The organism is Cupriavidus basilensis, assembly GCF_000832305.1.
Lineage (GTDB): Bacteria > Pseudomonadota > Gammaproteobacteria > Burkholderiales > Burkholderiaceae > Cupriavidus > Cupriavidus basilensis_F.
The window spans coordinates 1,326,571-1,348,011 of sequence record NZ_CP010537.1 but is presented as its reverse complement, the minus strand read 5'-3'; the positions used below and the strand labels follow the sequence as shown (position 1 = coordinate 1,348,011).

15 protein-coding genes and 1 pseudogene are annotated in these 21,441 nt (G+C 66.9%); 7 read left to right on the top strand and 9 right to left on the bottom strand.

The genetic code is table 11. The features are described 5' to 3' along the window. Nucleotides 1–387: 387 nt before the first annotated feature. The 5 genes and pseudogenes from RR42_RS26695 to RR42_RS41805 form a co-directional block, all read right to left on the bottom strand. On the bottom strand, nt 388–1,836 hold the full coding sequence (locus RR42_RS26695) for a pyridoxal phosphate-dependent decarboxylase family protein (RefSeq protein WP_043354430.1): 1,449 nt from the start codon (nt 1,834–1,836) through the stop codon (nt 388–390). A gap of 29 nt (nt 1,837–1,865) precedes the next feature. Next, nucleotides 1,866–2,165, bottom strand: coding sequence for a hypothetical protein (locus RR42_RS41815; RefSeq protein ID WP_419188911.1), 300 nt, complete (start codon nt 2,163–2,165; stop codon nt 1,866–1,868). Between the two features lie 209 nt (nt 2,166–2,374). Further along, nucleotides 2,375–3,145 carry a ferredoxin--NADP reductase gene (locus tag RR42_RS26685; RefSeq protein WP_043354426.1) on the bottom strand — a complete coding sequence of 257 codons (771 nt, stop codon included), beginning with the start codon at nt 3,143–3,145 and terminating at the stop codon, nt 2,375–2,377. A gap of 235 nt (nt 3,146–3,380) precedes the next feature. Further along, nucleotides 3,381–3,527 carry an aminotransferase class V-fold PLP-dependent enzyme gene (locus RR42_RS41810; RefSeq protein WP_419188910.1) on the bottom strand — a complete coding sequence of 49 codons (147 nt, stop codon included), beginning with the start codon at nt 3,525–3,527 and terminating at the stop codon, nt 3,381–3,383. Nucleotides 3,528–3,538: 11 nt separating this feature from the next. Beyond that, a pseudogene (locus RR42_RS41805) lies at nt 3,539–4,291 on the bottom strand (aminotransferase class V-fold PLP-dependent enzyme); the annotation flags it as partial. Nucleotides 4,292–4,548: 257 nt separating this feature from the next. Between RR42_RS41805 and RR42_RS26675 the strand changes: the two are divergent. Further along, nucleotides 4,549–5,397, top strand: coding sequence for a class I SAM-dependent methyltransferase (locus RR42_RS26675; RefSeq protein WP_043354423.1), 849 nt, complete (start codon nt 4,549–4,551; stop codon nt 5,395–5,397). Nucleotides 5,398–5,418: 21 nt separating this feature from the next. Here the strand turns inward: RR42_RS26675 and uca are convergent, their stop codons facing one another. The 3 genes from uca to RR42_RS26660 all read right to left on the bottom strand — a co-directional run bounded on the left by uca (nt 5,419) and on the right by RR42_RS26660 (nt 12,173). Then, a complete protein-coding gene (gene uca, locus RR42_RS26670) occupies nt 5,419–9,018 on the bottom strand; it encodes an urea carboxylase (RefSeq protein ID WP_043354421.1) in 3,600 nt (1,199 codons plus the stop codon). A gap of 13 nt (nt 9,019–9,031) precedes the next feature. After that, nucleotides 9,032–10,885 carry an allophanate hydrolase gene (gene atzF / locus RR42_RS26665; protein WP_043354419.1) on the bottom strand — a complete coding sequence of 618 codons (1,854 nt, stop codon included), beginning with the start codon at nt 10,883–10,885 and terminating at the stop codon, nt 9,032–9,034. Between the two features lie 301 nt (nt 10,886–11,186). Beyond that, a complete protein-coding gene (locus RR42_RS26660; protein ID WP_043354417.1) occupies nt 11,187–12,173 on the bottom strand; it encodes a LysR substrate-binding domain-containing protein in 987 nt (328 codons plus the stop codon). 146 nt (nt 12,174–12,319) lie between these two features. Here RR42_RS26660 and RR42_RS26655 point away from each other — a divergent pair, with 146 nt between their 5' ends. The 5 genes from RR42_RS26655 (at nt 12,320) to RR42_RS26635 (ending at nt 19,221) form a co-directional block, all read left to right on the top strand. After that, a complete protein-coding gene (locus tag RR42_RS26655; protein WP_043354416.1) occupies nt 12,320–13,342 on the top strand; it encodes a tripartite tricarboxylate transporter substrate binding protein in 1,023 nt (340 codons plus the stop codon). A gap of 6 nt (nt 13,343–13,348) precedes the next feature. After that, nucleotides 13,349–14,872 (top strand): UxaA family hydrolase, encoded by a 1,524-nt coding sequence (locus tag RR42_RS26650; RefSeq protein ID WP_043354414.1) that lies wholly within the window; start codon nt 13,349–13,351, stop codon nt 14,870–14,872. A 490-nt stretch (nt 14,873–15,362) separates the two neighbouring features. Next, a complete protein-coding gene (locus tag RR42_RS26645) occupies nt 15,363–16,847 on the top strand; it encodes an NAD-dependent succinate-semialdehyde dehydrogenase (RefSeq protein ID WP_043354413.1) in 1,485 nt (494 codons plus the stop codon). A gap of 46 nt (nt 16,848–16,893) precedes the next feature. After that, nucleotides 16,894–17,697 (top strand): 4-hydroxy-2-oxoheptanedioate aldolase, encoded by an 804-nt coding sequence (gene hpaI / locus RR42_RS26640; RefSeq protein WP_043354412.1) that lies wholly within the window; start codon nt 16,894–16,896, stop codon nt 17,695–17,697. Nucleotides 17,698–17,820: 123 nt separating this feature from the next. Next, on the top strand, nt 17,821–19,221 hold the full coding sequence (locus RR42_RS26635) for an FAD-binding oxidoreductase (RefSeq protein WP_043357987.1): 1,401 nt from the start codon (nt 17,821–17,823) through the stop codon (nt 19,219–19,221). 162 nt (nt 19,222–19,383) lie between these two features. Here the strand turns inward: RR42_RS26635 and RR42_RS26630 are convergent, their stop codons facing one another. Beyond that, the gene (locus tag RR42_RS26630) at nt 19,384–20,526 is read right to left on the bottom strand and encodes an MFS transporter (RefSeq protein WP_201777389.1); all 1,143 of its coding nucleotides are present in this window, start codon (nt 20,524–20,526) and stop codon (nt 19,384–19,386) included. On the opposite strand from RR42_RS26630, the gene RR42_RS26625 reads away from it, so the two are divergent. Continuing rightward, the gene (locus RR42_RS26625) at nt 20,428–21,432 is read left to right on the top strand and encodes a PLP-dependent aminotransferase family protein (RefSeq protein WP_082055298.1); all 1,005 of its coding nucleotides are present in this window, start codon (nt 20,428–20,430) and stop codon (nt 21,430–21,432) included. The two genes, RR42_RS26630 and RR42_RS26625, sit on opposite strands and share 99 nt — an antisense overlap. The last annotated feature ends 9 nt before the right edge of the window (nt 21,433–21,441 follow it).

The window sequence follows — 21,441 nt, the reverse complement described above, 5'->3', positions numbered from 1 at the left end:
GCCCTCGCGGCGGAGCGCGCCCACGTAGGAAAACAGCCCGGTCCCGCCCGAATAGGTGTCGATGATGAGATCGCGCTGGCCGTCGCCGTTGATATCCATCAGCGTGTAGGAGGCGCTGCCGTTCTCCCCGCCGCCGTCGATGCCGGAGGCCAGCAAGGCGCGCCATTCGTCGCTTGTGACGCCCGGGGGGCGCTTCGTCGGGAAATGCGCAGACACGCGTGACGACGCCCCTCATCAGCTTGGCACGCGCGGCGGGCCTCTCCCATCCAGGAATCGCGCGCAGACCTCGAATTTACTGATCGTCAACGGAACGTACTATCTGACCGACGCCGGCGACGGTGTGCTCCGCCGCCTGACTCGCGAACATCGCGTGGCGATGCGCACGTGCTATGCCGTACTGCCCGGCGTGATCTCGCTTGCCGCTGTCACGCCCGCGCCAACCGCCCGCCACGCCGCGATGATTGATTCGGCAGACCGGTCGATATCCGCCTCGGTGGTCGCCCAGGAAATCACGGAGAAGCGCATCACCACGCGCTCGCGCCAGCTTGCCTCACCGACATAGCAAACCCCTGCCGCCTGAACGTGCCCGATGACCGCCCTCGTCAATTGATCGCGTTGCGGCGGCGGTAGTCCTGTGCCGAACTGCACAACAAACTGGTTCAACTCGACCGGATTGCCGATCTCCACGCCGGCTTCCGATGCAAGCCGTTGCGCCATGCGCCGGGCCAGCGCACAGTGCTGTTCGATCATCGCGGCAATGCCGCTACGCCCGAGCGCGCGGATAAGCGCCCACGTCGCGAAGCCGCGAGCGCGCCTTGAGAGTTCCGGCACGTAGTGAAAGGGCTCCCGGCACTCGCCGCCGGCCGCGGGCAGATAGCTCGCTTCGTATGCCATCGCGCGCCGATGGGCATGCGCGTCACGGACAATGGCATAGCCGCAATCGTATGGCATCTGCAGCCACTTGTGGCCGTCCGTCGCCCAGGAGTCCGCTTGCTCGATGCCTTCGGTCAGATGGAGTAGCGCCGGGCACGAGCGCGCCCACAAGCCAAAGGCACCGTCGACGTGAAGCCATCCGCCATGGCAATGCACTAGGTCCGCAATCTCGTTGAACGGGTCGAATGCCCCCGTGTTGATCTGACCGGCTTGCCCGATGACTATCAGCGGCCCGCCGCAAGACGCCAAGGCCGTGGACAGCGCGCCAGCCTGCATGCGCCCCGTATCATCCGTGGGGATGCGTATGACACGATCATGGCCTAGTCCGAGATAACGCAACGCGGCAAAGATCGTGGCATGCGCATCGTTGCCAAGGCACACGTCAATCGGAGGCGCGCCGAACAAGCCCTGCGCATCCACATCCCAGCCGACCTTTCGCAAGACCTCGCTTCTTGCCGCAGCGAGGCAAACGAAACTGGCCATTGTCGCGCCAGTCGTGAAGCCGATCGAACATTCCGGTGGTAGCGACAGCAAATCGAGCAGCCATGCTGCCGCTATCTGCTCAACGACAGCATTTGCCGGAGACCCCAGGTAGCTCCCGCTGTTTTGCCCCCAGATGCTTGTCAACCAGTCGGCAGCAACGCCAACCGGATGCGAGCCCCCCGTGACCTTGGCAAAGTAGCGCGGTCCCGCGCCCCCCATCAGGCCAGCTTCCACCCCCTCAGCCAACTGCTCGATGACTTCAGCGGGCGCCATGCCGTCGGTCGGCGTCGGGCCGTTCAGGGCCGCCCGCAACGCGTCGAAGCTGGCAGTCGCGGCAGGGCGTCTCTGCGCGCGCAAGCCATGGAAATCCAAGGCCAGCGTGTATGCCCGTTCAAGTGCTGCACGATACGCATCCGACATGACCGTCACTCATCCGCGAAGTCGTTCATTTATAGAATCCGCAGGAAAAAAACGCCAGGTGATCGCCGCGCCCATCTTGAGTTGTCGCCGCAGTCATGCTGCCAAACGCTGTTTTCCCGCGCCTGGCTTGATGCACGATGAGCGCCGCCCAGGTGCGCGGGAACTCCGGCCGGTTGTGGCCTGTACGGACAGGCCACATAGGCGTTACCGTCGCTCAAGCGTGGGCGCGAATGCGAAGGCTTGACGCCCAGCCAGCGCAACATCGCCTGCGCCGTGATGGCCTTTCGCGTGGCGCCGTTGTCCCCGTGCAGCACCGGCTTGGCGGCCATGGCGTGGCTGCCATTGGCCAGCGCCGTGCACTTGAGCAGATGTGCCGATGTCGTCGAGGCGAGGCTTCGCCTTCTGTATAGCGAGATGCGTTGAAGGGGCAACGAAATGCAAACCCGCCAAGGGCCACCTTCGCGGCAAGATCTCAACCGCTCAGCCGCTCCGTCGGTTGGCATTGCACCAACCGACCCCGGACGCAGCCGTCACCAACTCAACCAACAAATGCCTTTTCAAGCACAAAATGGCCCGGCGCACTCATATTGCCTTCCGTGAAGTGCTGCTCGGTCAGCATCGCGCGGATGTCCTTGAGCATGTCCGGGCTGCCGCACAGCATGATGCGGTCGTTCTCCAGCGAGAACGGCTCCACGCCCAGGCGCTCGAACAGCTCGCCGTTGGCGATCAGGTCGGTGATGCGGCCCTGGTTGTCGAACTCTTCGCGGGTCACGGTGGGGAAATAGACCAGCTTTTCGCGGATCAGCTCGCCCAGGTGCTCGTGCTGCGGCAGGTGTTCCTGGATCAGCTCGCGGTAGGCCAGTTCCTCGACGAAGCGGCAGGTGTGGGTCAGCACCACCTTGTCATAGCGCTCGTACACTTCCGGGTCGCGGATGATCGACAGGAACGGGGCCAGGCCGGTGCCGGTGGCCAGCAGCCACAGGGTCTTGCCCGGCAGCAGGTTGTCGACCAGCAGCGTGCCGGTGGGCTTCTTGCCGACGAAGATCTGGTCGCCTTCCTTCAGGTGCTGCAGGCGCGACGTCAGGGGGCCGTCCGGCACCTTGATGCTGAAGAACTCCAGCGTTTCCTCGTAGTTGGCACTAGCGATGCTGTAGGCACGCAGAAGCGGACGACCGTTCACTTCCAGGCCAACCATGGCGAACTGGCCGTTTTCGAAGCGGAAACCGGGGTCTCGGGTGCAGGTGAAGCTGAAGAGCGTGTCGGTCCAGTGGTGGACGGAGAGGATGGCTTGCTGGTTGAGATTGCTCATGAATAAGGCGCTGTATGCGCTGGATGGCGCCGGCGTCGATGGCCTGTTGTGGCCTGATACCAAAGGCTTGGCGGTAGCTTGCCGGTTGCGTTCAACAAGGCGGGCTCCGGTCCGAAGGCTGGAAGACGCGCCGATCAAGGTGAGAAGATAGCGGATTTTAGAAGAAAACGCAGGGCGCGTCCCGATTCATGCATATTCAGGGGGGTTATAAGCCCCACGCCCCGCGTTTTCAGCCTCAACGGCGCCCCGAAAGCCGCCTGACCACCGAAATCAGCCGGCCCACCTCGTCCGTGGTGTTGTAGAAGGCCAGCGACGGCCGCACCGTGGCCTCCACGCCAGAGCGGCGCAGGATAGGCTGGGCGCAGTGATGCCCGGAGCGCACGCCGATGCCGGTGGGCCCGAATTGGCGTGGTGCTCCAGGTGCGAGACGATGATCTCGTCGCCCTCGCCTACGTTCTGCACGCCCCAGGTCCTGGCGATCAGGTTGATGGCCTCGGTGGTGCCGCGCACGAAGATGATCTCGTCGGGTGAGGATGCGTCGATAAAACGCTGCACCTTGCTGCGCGCGGCCTCGTAGGCACCGTGGCGCGCCCGGCCAGTGCATGGGCGGCGCGGTGGATATTGGCGTTCTCGTGCGCGTAGAAGTACGAGATGCGGTCGATCACCGGCTGCGGCTTGTGCGTGGTGGCAGCGTTGTCGAACCACACCAGTTGCTTGCCGTTGACGCGCTCCTGCAGGATCGGGAAATCGCGGCAAATCGCGGCGAATCGCGGCGACGTCGAACGGCACGCGCGCCGAAGACGATGCCCACGGCAGCGTCTCCTCTTGCTCGCGCCCATAACCGTAAGCGCCCGCCCCCTGCTGCGGCAGATGCAGCGCGAGCGGGTCGCCGAACGTGGCGATCTCGCACAGGCTCGACGCACCGCCATGCGGGTCACGCCTCGCGCCCTCCAGGAAGCAGTAGGCGGGCGCGGCCGAGGACCGCGGCGACGGTGACTGCGCATGCGGCACGCCACGGCGCGTGCATTCGCGGCCAAAAGCGGCAATCGCCAGCGGGTGGGTCAGGAAGAACGCGGGCTCCTTCCACACCTTGCTGAGCAACTCGTCCATGTCGTCCGCGTGCGGGCTAAGCCGGGCCTGCCCGATGCACGCTTTGTCGTTGACGGCAACCGCCTATAGCCATCACGGCTCAACTATGAAATGACGCTGCTGGATTGAGAACGAATAGAAACGCATTTCCTAAGACACTTCCTTGATGGCGGCACCGGCCAGCGCGGGGAAAGGCGAGAGCAGGCGAGAGCCGGCTTGACAAACCGGCCAGGCTTCGTCCAGATTCAGGGGCAACGATGGATAGCCTCCGCGCACCGTTCACCGCTCGCCACTTACCTTCAGCAAGGAATGCCATGACTCCCTTCTCTGCCCGGCGCCGTTTCGTGCGGCACGCCATGCTGCTGGCCGGCGCCGGCATGTTGGCCAGCGCGGCCAGCGCCGCGCCCGCCACAGCAGACGAAGCACTCGCCGCCGCCATCGCCGGTCCGCAGCGCAGCGCCGCCAACAAGGCCCGCGACGTGTACCGCCATCCGCTGCAAACGCTACGGTTCTTCGGCTTGCAGCCGGACCAGGCAGTGATCGAAATTGCGCCGGGCGGCGGCTGGTACACGGAGATCCTGGCGCCGGTGCTGCGCGACCACGGCAAGCTGTACGCCGCGCACTACGATGCGAGCGCGGCGGATGCCAGCCAGGAAAGCAAGCGTTCAAGGGCGAACTTCGAGAAGAAACTGGCGCAGGATCCAGGCAACTACGGCAAGGTCACGGTCGGCACGCTGCCGGTGCGCGCCTTCACCGATATCGCCCCGCCGGGCGGTGCAGACCTGGTGCTGACCTTTCGCAACATCCACAACTGGATCAAGGACGGCCACCTGGACGACAGCCTGCGCGCCTTCTATGCCGTGCTCAAGCCCGGCGGCGTGCTAGGCGTGGAGGAGCACCGGGCCACGCCCGGCACCTCGCTGGAGCAGATGATCGCCACCGGCTACGTCACCGAAGATTACGTTATCGACCATGCCCGCGCGGCTGGCTTTGCGCTTGCCGGGCGCAGCGAGATCAATGCCAACCCGCGCGACAACCACGACCATCCCGATGGCGTGTGGTCGTTGCCGCCGACGTTGCGCGGCGGCGAGCGCGAGCGCGCGAGCTTCATGGCCATCGGTGAATCGGACCGCATGACACTGAAGTTCATCAAGCCACGCTGAGCCACGCTGAGCCACGCCTTGTCAGGCGATCGACGCGAGGCGGTCGCCCACCTTGATCGCCGAGCCCGCGCGGCAGCGCATGGCCAGCAGCGTGCCCGCCACCGGAGCCAGCACGGTCAGTTCCATCTTCATGGCCTCGACCACCAGCAGCGGCTGCCCGGCCCGCACCTGCTCGCCGGGCTGCACCAGCACCTTCCACACACTGCCGCTCATCTCCGCCGTCACGGCATGGCCGTCGTGCTCGTCATGGCGCAAGGCGGCCGGCACCTGGATGGGCGCAGCGTTGGCCTCATGGACTTTCCAGTGCGCCACCTCCGCGCTGAAGGCTGCCTGCTGCCGCGCCTGGAAGGCGGCAATGCCGTGCGCGCTGTGCGCGAGCGACTGGCGGTACGCGCCGTAGTCGAAGACATCGTGCTCGATGCGCACCGTGGCGCGTCCTTCGCGAAAATCCTCGCGCAACCGGTCCAGATCCGCCTCTGACACCGGGTAGAACTGCACCTGGTCAAAGAAGCGCAGCAGCCACGGCGCGCCCGGCTCAAAAGCTGGGTTCTTGAGGAACCTGTTCCAGATCGGCAGCGTCCGCCCGATCAACTGGTAGCCGCCCGGGGAGTCCATGCCGTAGATGCACATATAGACCCCGCCAATGCCGACCGTGCCTTGCGCGGTGAAGGTGCGCGCAGGGCTGTACTTGGAGGTGAGCAGCCGGTGGCGCGGGTCAAGCGGCACGGCGCAAGGCGCGCCAAGGTAGACATCGCCCAGCCCCAGCACCAGATATCGCGCGGAGAACACAATGTCCCGCACCTCGTCGCGATGGGCCAGGCCGTTGATGCGCTGGATGAAGTCGACATTGTTCGGCAGCCATGGCGCATCGGCGCAGACCGTCTCGCGGTAGCGCTGCACGGCATCCAGCGTGGCGCCATCCTCGAAGGCCATCGGCAGGTGCACCACGCGGGTGGGGATCTTCAGCATGGCCACGTCCGGCAGGCCAGCCTCGATGGCAAGCAGCGCCTCGATCAAAGCCGCCTGATGGATGCGCTGGCCGTCGTAACGCACCTGCAGCGAGCGCACGCCGGGCGATAGCTCCAGTACACCGTCTATCGGCTGCGCCTTGAGCGCCTCCATCAGCAGGTGCACCCGCAGCCGCAGGCCGATGTCGAGCACGTTATCGCCGTATTCCAGCAGCAGGTAGCCGTCGCCCGCCTGGCGGTAGGCGATGGCCGGGTGGTGCCCGCTTGCCGCGCGCCCGGCAAGGATGGCAGTGGAACGCGCCGGCGCCGGCAGCGGCAGCGCACGCGTTATTTGCCGCAGCCCGGCAATGTCCTGGTCCTGCGCCGCCTGCATGGCACGCGCGGCATCGAAGCTGATGGGCCGAAAGCGGATCCGGTCGCCCGGCTTGACCTGGCCGACTTTCCACAGCTCGGCCTTGGCGACCGTGACGGGACACACGAAGCCGCCGAGGCTCGGGCCATCATTGGTGAGGATCACCGGGAAGTCGCCGGTGAAGTTGATGGCGCCGATTGCGTATTCGCAGTCGTGCACGTTGGATGGGTGCAGGCCCGCCGCGCCGCCGTCGCGCCGAGCCCATTCAGGCCGGGGCCCGACCAGGCGCACGCCAAGGCGGTTGGAGTTGTAGTGCACCTCCCAGTCGGTGGCGAAAAAAGTCTCCATCGATGCCGGCGTAAAGAAGTCGGGAGCGCCATGCGGGCCGTGCAGGACCGCGATCTCCCAATGCTGGCCGTAGACCGGCACCAGTGCCGCGGGGGCGGCCTGCGGCGCTGTCACCGGGGCACAGGTGCCGCTGGCAGCCAGATGTGGCTGGCCAAGCGGGAGCATGTCGCCCAGCCGCAGCGTGCGCCCGGCATGCCCGCCGAACTGCCCGAGCGCGAAGGTGGACCGGCTGCCCAGATAGACCGGCACATCGAAGCCATTGCGCACGGCAAGGTAGGTGCGGCAGCCTTGCGTGGCCTTGCCGAGCGCCAGGACCTGTCCCGGAGCTACGCGGATTGGCGCCCAGAACGGGACGTTCATCCCGTCGAGTGTTGCCGTGCAAGGCGCGCCGGCCAGCGCCACCACGGCCGCGCCATGAAACCGCAGGCGTGGTCCCACCAGCGTGCATTCCAGCCCGGCCGCGCCCGGATGATTGCCAACGATGCGGTTGGCCAGCCGGAAGGCATAGTCGTCCATCGGACCGGAGGGCGGCACGCCGATATGCCAGTAGCCGGTGCGGCCCGGCACGTCCTGGATGCTGGTGTAGGTGCCCGGCTCCAGCACCTCGATGACTGCCGGCGCGTAGGGAAAATGGTCGAGCATGCGCGTGAAGGCGCGGCCCGTGGTGAACTCGGGCGAATCGACGATCTGGCGCAAGTAGTCCAGGTTGGTGGCGATGCCGCCAAGGCGCGTGGCGGCCAGCGCTGCCGCGAGCCTCTTGCGCGCGGCTTCGCGGGTGGGGCCGTGAACGATCAGCTTGGCCAGCAGCGGATCGTAGAAGGCGGATACCTCCGTGCCGGTCTCGACCCAGCCGTCGACACGCACGCCGTCCGCAAAGGCCACCTCGGTCAACGTGCCCGGCGAGGGCTGGAACTGCTTGAGCGGATCTTCCGCATAGAGCCGCGCCTCCATGGCCGCACCCTGCGGCGGCCGCGAAATGGCCTCCCAGTCCAGCGCATCGCCCGCGGCCACCTTCAGCATGCAGGCGACCAGGTCCAGCCCGGTGACCAGCTCGGTCACGGGATGCTCCACCTGCAGCCGGGCATTGACCTCCAGGAAGTAGAAATCCTCCCGCTCCACGTCGTAGATGAACTCCACCGTGCCGGCCGACCGGTAGCGCACCGATTCGCCCAGCCGGATCGCGGCCCGATGCAGCGCGTGGCGCGTGGCCGCGCTCAAGTGCGGTGCCGGGGTTTCCTCCACCACCTTCTGGTTGCGGCGCTGCGTGGAGCAATCCCGCTCGCCCAGCGCCACCACGCGCCCCGCGCCGTCGCCGAAGATCTGCACCTCGATATGCCGCGCGCAGTCCAGGCAGCGCTCGATAAAGGCCCCGCCATGCTTGAAGAATTGCTCGCCCAGCCGCTGCACGCTGTCAAAGGCCGCGCTCAGCTCGGCATCATCAGCGCAGCGCGACAGACCGATGCCGCCCCCGCCGGCCGTGCTCTTGAGCATGACGGGATAGCCGATGCGCGCGGCCTCCCGCAGGGCTTGTTCCAAGCTGCAGAGCAGGCCGGTGCCGGGCGTCATCGGGACACCCGCCTCGGCGGCCAGCTCGCGCGCCCGGTGTTTCAGGCCAAACTCGCGGAGCTGGTGCGGCGTCGGGCCAATGAAGACCAGCCCTGCCGCTTCGCAGGCCTCGGCAAACGCCGCGCTCTCTGACAGAAAGCCGTAGCCCGGAAACACGGCTTGCGCACCGGTATCCAACGCGGCTTGCAGCACGCGCTCGGCCACCAGGTAGCTATCCGCCGCACGCTCGCCGCCCAGCGGCACGGCCACATCGGCCAGCCGGGCATGCGCGGCATTGCGATCGGCATCCGAATACACGGCCACGCTCTTGATACCCAGCGCACGCAAGGTGCGAATGGCGCGCACGGCGATCTCGCCACGATTGGCGATCAGTACGGTGTGGAACATCGGCGCTCCCCGGTCAGGTTGCGCTGGCGTTTGCGCTGGCGAAGTAGGCGCGCCAGCCGCCAAATGCCGTGATATCGCGGGCGCCTTCCAGGCCCCGGGGTTCGCAGATGAACCCGGTAACTTGCCGGCCGTCTTCCAGCAGCAGCTTGCCGATGCCAAGGGGCGCGGGAATCTGCGCGACGAAGGCGCCAAAGCTGGCCAGTGGCACATCCCAGAGCTCGACTTCGATCGGCGCGCCCTGCCCTGTGCCGACATGCACCAGCCCGGGCTTGGGCGGGATCGTGTCCGCCAGCGCATAAAGCCGGTAGCACCGCGCCGTGCGGCAAGCCTCCACAAAGCCCGCGTGGCGCGTGAGCAGCTGATGGTTCAGCGGCATGCCGCTAAGGTGGGCGCCGACCACGGCCAGCCGCACCGATCCCGGCGTGTCCGGCGTGGCGCGCTGTGCACCAACGGGACAAGCCCGCCCGGTGGCGCCCAGGGGCAACGCTTGCGCCGCCTGCCACTGCCGGCCAAAGCGGGCCAGCGCGCGGTCCGACCAGGCCGGGGCAATCAGCGTGATGCCCGCCGGCAAGCCGTCCTCGCGCGCACCGGCCGGCAGCGCCAGCGCCGACAGGTCGGCCAGGTTGGTGAAGTTGGTATAGGTGCCAAGCCGCGCGTTCAGGCGGATCGGATCGTCCTGCACGGCGGCCAGCGTATAGATCGACGGCGCGCTTGGCACCACCAGCGCATCGACCGTTGCCAGCGCCAGGTGGATAGCGCGGGCTAGCGCCGCGCGCCGGTATTCGGCGCTGAACGCATCCGTCGCGCTATAGCGGCCCGCTTCCTCCACGATCACGCGAACGACCGGATCGATGGCTTCCGGCTGGCTGGCGTGAAGCTGGCTCACCGCCAGGAAGCGCTCGGCGACCCATGGTCCCTGGTAGAGCAGTGCGGCCAGCTCGGCGAATGGCGAAAAATCAATCGGCACCAGCTTGGCGCCCGTGGCCTGCAAGTCCACCAGCGCTTGCTCGAAATTGGCCTGTGCCTGCGTATCGCCAAAGAACGCCAGCTGATCGGGAATGCCCAGCACGGGCGATGGCGCCAGCACGGCTGGCGCGCTCTGCGGATAGGTGCGCGAGTAAGGATCGTCGTGGTCAAAGCCGCCCGCGATCTCCGCCACCAGCGCGGCATCGTCGACCGTCAGCGCAAACACGCAGACGCAGTCCAGCGTGCGGCAGGCCGGCACCACGCCGGCGCTGGAGAGCCAGCCCCGGGTCGGCTTGAGGCCCACGATATTGTTGAATGCCGCGGGAATGCGCCCTGAGCCCGCCGTATCGGTCCCGAGCGAGAACGGCACCCAGCCGCGCGCCACCGAAGACGCCGAGCCTGAACTGGAGCCACCGCTGACATAGGCCGCATCGAAGGTGTTGGGCACCGCGCCGTAGGGCGAACGAACACCCACCAGGCCCGTGGCGAACTGATCCAGGTTAGCCTTGGCCACCACGATGGCCCCGGCCGCGCGCAGCCGCGCCACCGCGCCGGCATCGCGCTGGGCCATATACGCAAACGCGGGACACGCCGCCGTGGTGGGCCACCCTGCCACGTCAATGTTGTCTTTCACCACGAACGGCACGCCGTAGAGGGGAAACGCATCGAGCTTGCCGCCCGCTTGCTCAACGCGCGCCGCCAGCATATCCAGCTGGGACCGCAGCCGCGCCGCGTCCAGCCGCGCGATCCAGGCCGGGTCCGCTGTGTCCAGGTCCAGGAACGGCGCCAGCGCGTCCACGAGCGACGCGCCTTGCGTCGTGTAGAGCTGTTGCCAGTCCGTCAGGGTTCGGCAACTGCCAAGGCTGGCGGCGGATCGGCGCAGCGGCGTCTTGCTGGTCATCGCTTGTATCCCAGGTTGTATACATGAGGGCGTTGCAGACCAACAAAGCAGGAGACATGCCATGCAAGACAAAAGTCGATTCTTCTTGCATTTCAAGGGAATCGGGGTCGGGACGCCTTCGCGAGCCGAAGGCGCATGCGCGGCACGCACCCGCGCCGCATCAGCGGGCGGCGCGGGTGGACCTGAATCAGTGCCGCAAGGCAGGACGACGCCGCAATGTGGTGCGTCGTCCCGGCGCCTTGGAACCGCACGCGCTGGCGAAGTACCTGCTGGCCAGGCCACGCTGATCGCGGCTGGCTGGCTATTTCGTGCGCCGCGGCGCGCGCGCCGGCTTTTTCGCGCCGGCCGGCGGCGCGGCCAGTTGCCCGGCCGCTGCCCGCAGGCATTCGACCAGCTGGATGCTGCTGGGCGTGGGCCGCCCTTCGCGCAGCGTGATCACGCCCACCGGCGGCAGCTCCAGCGCTATGTCCATGGGCAGGATATGGAAGCGGCCTTCCCGCTCGAACTGCTGCCCCACCGACCTGGCCAGGAAGCCCACCGCATCCAGCTGGGAGACGAAGGTGGTGATGGCAAGGTAGGACGACGACTCGATCAGGTCGGTTGGCGGCTGCAGCCCAGAGCGGTAAAACTCCTGCTCGATCTTGACCCGTAGCGAGGCCCATGGCGGCGGCACCACGCAAGGCATGCCGGCCAGGTCCGCCCAGCCCGTTGCGCGCTTGCTTGCAAGCGCGTGGCCGCTGCGCACCACCGCCACCATCGGCTCGTTATAGAGCGGCTCGGTGATGAGGTCCGGTGCGGCGTAGCCGGGCTCCAGCCGCCCGACGATCAGATCCAGTTCGCTGATGCGCAGTTTGGGCAGCAGGTGGGGCAGGTCGCCCTCCTCCACCAGCACGGTGGCCTGGGCCGAGCGCTGCTTGAGCAGGCCCACGGCTTGCGCCAGCAGCACCGGCAGGGCCGCGCCCATCGATCCTACCCGGGTGCGCCCGGCGGCGCCGCTGGCCTCCGCGGCAATCTCGTCGCGCGTGCGCTCGTATTGCGCCAGCACCGAGCGGGCGAAACGCACCAGCGACGCGCCAGCCGGCGTGGGCTCGGTGCCGCGCGTGGAGCGCGTGAAGAGCGTCAGGCCCAGCGTCTTCTCCACCTCGGTGAGCATCTTGGAGACAGCTGGCTGGCTGACGCAGAGGAACTCGGCGGTGTGGCCGAGATGGCGGAACTCGTCCAGCGCCACCACCAGTTGCAGGTGGCGTAGCTTGATATTGGAGCGCAGGGCGCGGTCGATCTGAGGCATGGTGCAATTTTACTTAACTTTAAGGTTATGAAGCCATTCCGATGATTGATTGGATTGTTATGAATGGCTTTGCCACAATCCGGCCTGACAGGTGGACATTGCCACCAGCCCATGATTCCAAAAACGACACCCTGCGAGGACGACACATGACCGCACCCCACGGCATCAACCACGGGCGACGCCGCCTGCTCATCGGCGGCGCCGCTGCCGCCACGGCTGCGACGGCTGGTAGTGCCGGCCTGTTGCTGCCCGGCCTCGCACGTGCAGCCGACTATCCGGACCGGCCCATCACCTTCATCTGCCCGTGGCCCGTCGGCGGCACCGCCGACCAGTCCATGCGCGCGCTGTGCCAGGTGGCGTCCGGCGTACTCAAGCAATCCATCGTGGTGGAAAACCGCGCCGGCGCATCGGGCATGATCGGCACCAAGGCACTGGCCCGCGCCAAGCCGGACGGCTACACCATCGGCCAGGTGCCGATCTCGGTGACGCGCTTCTCGCAGCTAGGCATGCTGCAACTGGACCCGCGCAGCGAGCTGACCTACCTGGCGCGCACCTCCGGCCAGACCTTCGGCATCGCGGTGCCGGCGAACTCGCGCTTCAAGTCGCTCAAGGACGTCGTGGCCGAGGCCAAGGCGCATCCGGGCAAGCTCACCTATGCGCATGCCGGCATCGGCGGCGCCACCCACGTGGGCATGGAAGAATTCGCGCAGGCCGCCGGTGTGCGCTTCAATGCCATCGCCTACAAGGGCGGCGCGCAGGCCTTGCAGGACGTGCTCGCCGGGCAAGTGGACCTGCTGGCCGATTCCAGCTCCTGGGCACCGCACGTGGAAGCCGGCAAGCTGCGCCTGCTGGCCACCTGGGGCGACCAGCGCACACCGCGCTTCAAGGACACGCCCACGCTCAAGGAACTGGGCTACAACGTGGTGGTGGAAGCGCCCAACGGCATCGGCGCGCCCATCGGCCTGGACCCGGCCGTGGAGAAAAAGCTGCGCGACGCCTTCCGCCAGGCCGTGGCCAGCAAGGAATTCCAGCAAGTCGCGGCCCGCATCGATGCGCCGGTGATGTACCTGGACGGCCCGGAATACAAGCGCTACATCAGCACGGTGTACGACCAGGAAACCCACCTGATCCAGCGCCTCAAGCTCAAAGAACTGCTGCAACAAGGCTGACCCAACGTGAACACCGCCGCCCTGATCCGCCTGCATGCGAACGACAACGTCCTGATCGCCCGGGACGCCCTGAGCCTTGGCCAGCGCCTGCCTGAACTGGGGCTGCGCGTGCGCGCCCAGGTGCCCGCAGGGCACAAGATTGCCGCCTGCGCCATTGCCAAAGGCACCCAGATCCGCAAGTTCGACACCGTGATCGGCGTGGCCGAGCGCGACATCGAGGCTGGCGATCATGTGCATTCGCACAACCTGGCGCTGGTGGACTTCTATCGCGACCCGGGTTTCTGCCAGGACGTACGGCCGGTGGACTATGTGCCCGAGGCCGAGCGCGCCACCTTCATGGGGTTCGTGCGGCCCGACGGCCGCGTCGGCACGCGCAACTTCATCGGCATTCTGTCGTCGGTGAACTGCTCGGCCACGGTGATCCGGCATATCGCGGACCACTTCACGCCCGAGCGCATGGCGGCTTATCCCAATGTGGACGGCGTGGCCGCCTTCGCGCAAAGCAGCGGCTGCGGCATGTCCTCGCCCAGCGAGCACTTCGACGTACTGCGGCGCACGCTGGCGGGCTATGCGCGCCACCCCAACCTGGCCGGCGTGCTGATCGTGGGCCTGGGCTGCGAGCGCAACCAGGTAGCGGGACTGATGGAGTCGCAAGGCCTGGTGCCCGGCAGCCACGTGCGCACCATGGTCATGCAGGACAGCGGCGGCACGGCGGCCACCATCCAGGCCGGCATCCGCGCCATCGAGGCGATGCTGCCGGGCGCCAACACCGCCACACGCCAGCCCGTGCCTGCCAGCCACCTGAAGATCGGCCTGGAATGCGGTGGCTCCGATGGCTTCTCCGGCATCAGCGCCAACCCGGCGCTCGGCGCGGCCATGGACATCCTGGTGCGCCACGGCGGCACCGCCATCCTGTCGGAAACCCCCGAGATCCATGGCGTGGAATACATGCTCACGCGCCGCGCCGTCACGCCGGAAGTCGGCCAGAAACTGCTGGACCGCCTGGCCTGGTGGGAGCGCTACACCGCCGGCCAGAACGCCCAGTTCAACGGCGTGGTCGGCCACGGCAACCAGCAAGGCGGCCTCGCCAATATCTTCGAAAAATCACTCGGCTCCGCCATGAAAGGCGGTACCACGCCGCTGCAGGCCGTCTATGAATACGCTGAGCCCATCGAGCAATCCGGCTTCGTCTTCATGGACTCCCCCGGCTACGACCCCGTCGCCGCCACCGGCCAGATCGCCAGCGGCGCCAACCTGATCTGCTTCACCACCGGGCGCGGATCGATGTTCGGCTCCAAGCCAGCGCCGACCATCAAGCTAGCGAGCAATACGCCGATGTACACGCGGCTCGAAGGCGATATGGACATCAACTGCGGGCTGGTACTGGACGGCGAATTGACGGTGGACGAGATGGGCCAGCGGATTTTTGAACATATCCTGGAAGCGGCCTCCGGGCACCCGACCAAGAGCGAAGCGCTCGGGCTGGGGGACAACGAATTTGTGCCTTGGCACCTGGGGATTGTCAGTTAGGAAGCCTTGCGGTTTGGAACCATCGCGAAATTGCGATCGCCCGCCCTCTCCCCCGCCCCTCTCCCAAAAGTGGGAGAGGGGAGCCAACCAGCGGCAAGATCAACCAACTGTTGTAGCCGTGATTCCCGCCTGAATGGGCGGGAATCACCCCAACGCGATGCGAAGCGAGCCGTATAGGTGTTCAGAGGCCGTATGGGGCGCCTCGGGATTCGGCGAAAAGAGCGGAAAAGAGGGACCCATGTCTGAGTATCGCCTCAAGGCGATGCGAGTTTGGGTCCCGGCCGCTCTTTTCGTCGAAGCCCGAGGGGGTGTCGCCCCATCCGGCGCGCCTTCTTTGCCTACTTTCTTGGCAAGACAAGAAAGTAGGTCGCCGCCCCGCAGGGGTGGTGAAACGGCAGTTGCAGTTGCAGTTGCAGTTGCAGTTGCAGTTGCAGTTGCAGTTGTCATTGAATTTAAGCATTCGCAGTCACCCCCCCATTCCCCCAAAACCATGACATCCACCTCCCTCCCCCTAACCCACCCAGCCCTGCTCCGCACCAGCAACCTGATCGGCCAAGCGTGGTCAGCCGCCCACACCGGCCACCGCCTGGATGTCACCAACCCTGCCACCAACACCGTCTTCGCCTGCGTGCCCGACAGCGACGCCCGGGACGCCAGCCAGGCAACCGATGCCGCAGCGGCAGCCTTCCCAGCCTGGAGCCGCCGCACCGCGCGCGACCGCGCGCAGATCATCAAGCGCTGGCACGCCCTGATCCTCGAACACCAGGAAGACCTGGCCCGGATCATCTCCACCGAACAGGGCAAGCCCATCAAGGAGGCCCGCGGCGAAGTGCTGTACGGCGCCTCCTACGTAGAGTGGTTCGCAGAGGAAGCCACCCGCATCAGCGGCGAGATCGTCGCCGAGTCCGTCCCCGGGCGCAAGATGCTGGTGCTCAAGGAACCGGTTGGCGTGGTAGCCGCCATCACGCCGTGGAACTTCCCGCTCGCCATGATCGCGCGCAAGATCGCGCCCGCGCTGGCCGCCGGCTGCACCGTGGTGGCCAAGCCGGCGGAAGACACGCCGCTGACCGCGCTGGCGCTGGTCTACCTGGCACAGCAAGCCGGCCTGCCCGCCGGTGTACTGAACATCGTCACCGCCTCGCGCGCCAAAACACCCGCCGTGGTCGATGCCTGGCTGGCCGATAGCCGCGTGCGCAAGATCACCTTCACCGGCTCCACCCCGGTGGGCAAGCACCTGGCCCGCGAATCCGCCGGCACGCTGAAGAAGCTGTCGCTGGAGCTCGGTGGCAATGCGCCGTTCATCGTGTTCGACGACGCGGACATCGATGCCGCCGTCGATGGGCTGATGGCCTCCAAGTTCCGCAACGGGGGCCAGACCTGCGTCTGCCCGAACCGCGTCTATGTACAGGCTGGCGTGCACGACTATTTCGTCGCACGCCTGTCGCAGCGGGTGGCCGCGCTGCAGGTCGGGCCTGCCACCGAGGACGCATCGCAGATCGGCCCCATGATCAACGCGCGCGCCGTGGAAAAGATCGCCCGCCATGTGGCGGACGCCGTCGCCAAGGGCGCCGTGGTGATGACCGGCGGCGAACGCGTGCGCCTGGCAGACGGCCCGCATTACTACGCGCCCACGGTGCTCACCAACGCCACGCCGCAAATGGCGCTGTCGTGCGAGGAAACGTTTGGCCCGGTAGCCGCCGTGTTCCGATTCACCGATGAAGCCGAGGTGATCCGCGACGCCAACGACACGCCCTTCGGCCTGGCCGCCTACTTCTACTCCAATGACGTGCGCCGCATCTGGCGCGTGGCGCAGGCGCTGGAAACGGGCATTGTCGGCGTCAATGAAGGGGCCATCGCCTCGGAGGCCGCGCCCTTCGGCGGCGTCAAGGAATCCGGCTACGGGCGCGAGGGCTCGCGCCACGGGCTGGACGACTACATGCACACCAAATATATTTGCCAGGGCCTGCTCGGCTAAGACCCGGCGGCATCCCACCCACGCCCACGACATTCTTCGGAACACCATGCCCGCACAAAACGCATTCAAGGCCGCGCTGGCGGCCAGCCAGCCCCAGATCGGCCTGTGGCTCTCGATGGCATCGCCTTATCTCGCCGAAGTCTCGGCCACGGCCGGCTTCGACTGGCTGCTGATCGACGGCGAGCACGCGCCCAACGACCTGCGCGGCACGCTAAATGCGCTGCAGGCGATCGCCCCGTACCGCTCACAACCGGTGGTGCGCTGCGTGGCCGGCGAAGTCCCGCTGATCAAGCAGTTGCTGGATATCGGCGCGAAGAACCTGCTGGTGCCCATGGTGGATACCGCCGAGCAAGCCGCCGCGCTGGTATGCGCCACCCGCTACCCGCCGCAGGGCATTCGCGGTGTGGGCAGCGCCGTGGGCCGTGCCTCGCAATGGAGCGCACGCGCCGATTACCTGGATGTGGCCGACGATGAGATCTGCCTGCTGGTGCAGGCCGAAACCGTGAAGGCCCTGGCAAACCTGGATGCCATCTGCGCTGTCGACGGCGTCGACGGCGTCTTTATCGGCCCCGCCGACCTGGCCGCCTCCATGGGCCATCGCGGCAATCCGGGCCACCCCGAGGTGCAGGCCGCCATCGAAGGCGCCATGCGCACCATCGCCGCCAGCGGCAAGGCCGCGGGCACGCTGACCTCCGACCCCAAGCTGGCGCGCCGCTACCTGGATCTGGGCTGCACCTTCGTGGCGACAGGCGTGGATGTGCTGCTCTATGCCAGCGCGGCACGCCGGCTGGCCGCGGACTTCATCGGCACCGGCACCGCGCCCGCGGCAGGGCCATCTGCCGCATACTGATGCCCGCCACCGCAATCGCAATCGCAATCGCAGAACACGACAAAGCACGCCAACATGCCGACTGATTCCCACACCGCCCCTGCCACCAGCCCCACCAGCGCCACCAACGCCACCCTGGCCGCGATGCAAGCCATCGTCGGCGCCGGCGCCTGCCTGAGCGGCGACGCCGACACCGAGTCCTACGTCACGGACTACCGCCGCATCTACCGCGGCAAGGCCCAGGTGGTGGTCATGCCCTCCACGACCGAACAGGTCAGCCAGGTCATGGCCTGGTGCCACGCGCATGATGTGCCGGTGGTGCCGCAAGGCGGCAATACCTCGCTGATGGGCGGCGCGGTGCCCGACGACAGCGGCACCGCGGTGCTGCTCAGCCTGGGCCGCATGAACCGCGTGCTGGCCGTGGACACCATCAACGACACCATGACGGTGCAGGCCGGCGTCACGCTCAACGCGGCCCGCACCGCCGCCGAGCAGGAGCAGCGCCTGTTTGCGCTGCGCATCGGCTCGGAAGGTTCCTGCCAGATTGGCGGCAACCTGGCCACCAACGCAGGCGGCACCGCCGTGCTGCGCTACGGCAATATGCGCGACCTGGTTCTGGGCATCGAGGCCGTGCTGCCCGATGGCCGCATCTACTCGTCGCTGCGCGGCCTGCGCAAGGACAACACCGGCTACGACCTCAAGCAACTCTTCGTCGGCTCGGAAGGCACGCTCGGCATCATCACGGCGGCCGTGCTCAAGCTGATGCCGCAGCCGCGCGCCAATGCCGTGGCCTTCGTGGCCGTGCAAAGCCCCGAAGCCGCCGTGCGCCTGCTCGGCGTGGCCAAGCAGCATGGCGGCCAGGCTGTCACCGCGTTCGAGCTGATCTCGGCGCCCGCGCTGGAACTGGTGCTCGAATACCTGGGCGATGTGACCTCGCCGCTGCCCGCGCGCCACGACTGGATGGTGCTGATCGAGCTGACCTCCGGCGGCAGCGACGAAAGCCTCAACGCCACGCTGATGGAAATCCTCGAAGCCGGGCTGGCGCAGGAACTGGTGCTGGACGCCGCGGTGGCTGCCAGCCTGGCCGACGCCCAGCGCTTCTGGCGCATCCGCGAGGAAATCTCGGACGCGCAGACCCGTACCGGCGGCAGCATCAAGTGCGACGTGTCGGTGCCGTTGTCGCGCATCGCGGCGTTTATCGGCGACGCCTCGGCCAAGGTACTGGCACTAGAGCCCGCAGCGCGCATGGTGATCTACGGCCATATGGGCGACGGCAACGTGCACTTCAACCCGCTGCGCCCCAAGGACCGCAGCGCCGCGGACTTCCTCGGCCAGTGGTACGCACCAATCTCCGAGGCGGTGGACACCCTGGCCCACGCGGAGAACGGCTCGATCTCCGCCGAGCACGGCATTGGCGTGGCCAAGCGCGACGACCTGAAACGCTACAAATCGCCGGTGGAGCTGGAGCTGATGTGGCAGGTCAAGCGGGCCCTGGACCCGAAGAACCTGCTCAATCCCGCCAAGATGCTGCCAAGGCTGGACTGACGCGCGCCGACGCAAAGCGAGAACCGGCGGCCCACCACCATGTACTTGCACTTGCCGGTGCGGCACGCATTGCGGTGGTCGGCGCGAAGTTCTCCGCGCGCCACTCCCCTTCCATAGACAGCAAGGCCGTGCAACGACGCCAGGATCTTTTTGAAATGGTCTCTAAATCGTCCGATATCTCCTGATAGACGATCGCAGCACCATCGACAGCGCGAGCAAAGCGGTCGCCACAATGATTGCGCCGTCGAAGATCCAGAGGGCCGAATGCACGCCGACCCGATCCGCCAGCGCACCACTCGCGATGACCGGCACGCTGAATCCGAAATACGCGAAGAGGAAATAGCCGGACGTTGCCCGAGCCCGGTTGGCGTCGGTGGAACAGGTTGAATTCGCGGAGAGGCCTGCGAGATAGGTAAAGCCGTAGCAAGCCGCGCTCGCGAGCATCGCGCCTGTCAGCAGCAAGGGCAACGACGAGTAGACGACACCCGCGATCAATACGGTGAAACCGCAGGGTACGAGCAGCATGCCCAGGCGCAACGACCGCGCAGGCGATAGCTTGCGCGCCACGGGCTGGACAATGAGTCCGGTTGAAATCACGAAGAACGTGGAGAACCCCGTCCACGCATCGTGCCCATGCGCGGCGAGCGCCACCGGGACCAGCGCGATCACCATCCCGACAGTCGACCAGGCAATGAGAATCGCAACGCCATAGATGAGCGTCTGCCTGGGAAAGACGGGCATGCGAAGCCACGCCGACGAACGCGGGAACGACGGCTCCCGGATCATGGCGAGCAAAACCACCCCGCAAGCGGCGCAAAATAGGTAGGCACCGTAGGTCGCGGGGGTCTGTTGATACGGCGCCGCCAGCAGACAGAGGCCGGTCGCCAGCGCGCCGCAGCCGAAGCCCAGCGAGGTGGCGGCCGCGACGATGCGCGCGGCCCGCGCGGCCGCCGCTGGCCGCGGCCCGATCAATTCGACAAGGAACTGCGTGCCGCTTCCAGCCATCAGCCCGGTCGCGATGCCGCACAATCCGCGTGCCGCTGCTAGCGCCTCCAGCCGGGGCCACATCATCGGCAACGCGGTTGCCGCGGATGTCAGCAGCAGCGCGCCGATCAAAGGCAATTTCCGCCCTGCGCGATCCGATAGCCCGCCAAGGAAAACCAGCGTGGGCACCAATCCGGCCACGTAACAAGCAAAGGCAAGCGTCTGCGCCCCAGCGCCCATCTGGCTTGCCCGTGCGTAAGTCGTGTAAAGCGGCGCCTGCAGATTCACCGCACCGGTAATCAGGAACAGCGTCAGGGCCACCACCCGGACGGGCCAGGGGAAAGCCTTGTCACGCGGCGTGATCTGGTTGCCGTGGAATCCCTGACCTACCCCGGTTTCAAGAGCGCCGCAAATCTGTTGGGCGTCCCCCTGGTCGGCGTTCCGATCGACGACGACGGCATCATGCCGGACGCGCTTGACGCGGCTTGCCGCAAGCATGCAGGCCGGGTGCGCATCGTCTACACCATGCCCACGGTTCACAACCCCACCGGGGGCGTGATGCCACTCGCGCGCAGGCTCGCCTTGATCGAGGTCGCGCGTCGCCACGACTTGCTACTGGTCGATGACAGCGTGTACGGCTTTCTCGAAGCTTCTCCTCCGCCAACGCTGCGCAGCCTGGCGCCAGATTGCGTGATCGAAATTCACAGCCTGTCGAAGAGCGCGGCCCCCGGGTTGCGAGTGGGCTATATGGTCGCACCCGAGCGGTTCAGGGAACGGCTCCACGAGGGACTTCGCGCCACCTTGTGGTCCGCAAGCGCCATGACAGCCGCACTGGCCACCGCATGGATGCGGGATGGCACACTGGCGCACTGGATCGTGGCAAAGCGCGACGAGGCGCGATTGCGGCAAGCGCTCGCGCGGCGCATCCTCGGGGCGTGGCCCATCAAGGCGCACCACACCAGCTTTCATCTTCTGCTCGACCTGCCGAAACACTGGAGACCCGATGACCTCGTCTTCGCGTTGGCACGGCAGGGCGTGACAATCACCCCCCTGGCCGCCTTTGCCGCGCCCGATGTGCCGGCAAGCCGTACGATAAGAATCGCCATGGCGGCGCCTGCCACAATCCGGCAACTAGAAGCCGGGCTCGTGGCCGTGGCGCAGACGTTGAACGGACCACGCCAGCGTGACGCGTTGCAGACGGCCAGGAACGCACGCCCCAGCCCTTGACGCGGGCCT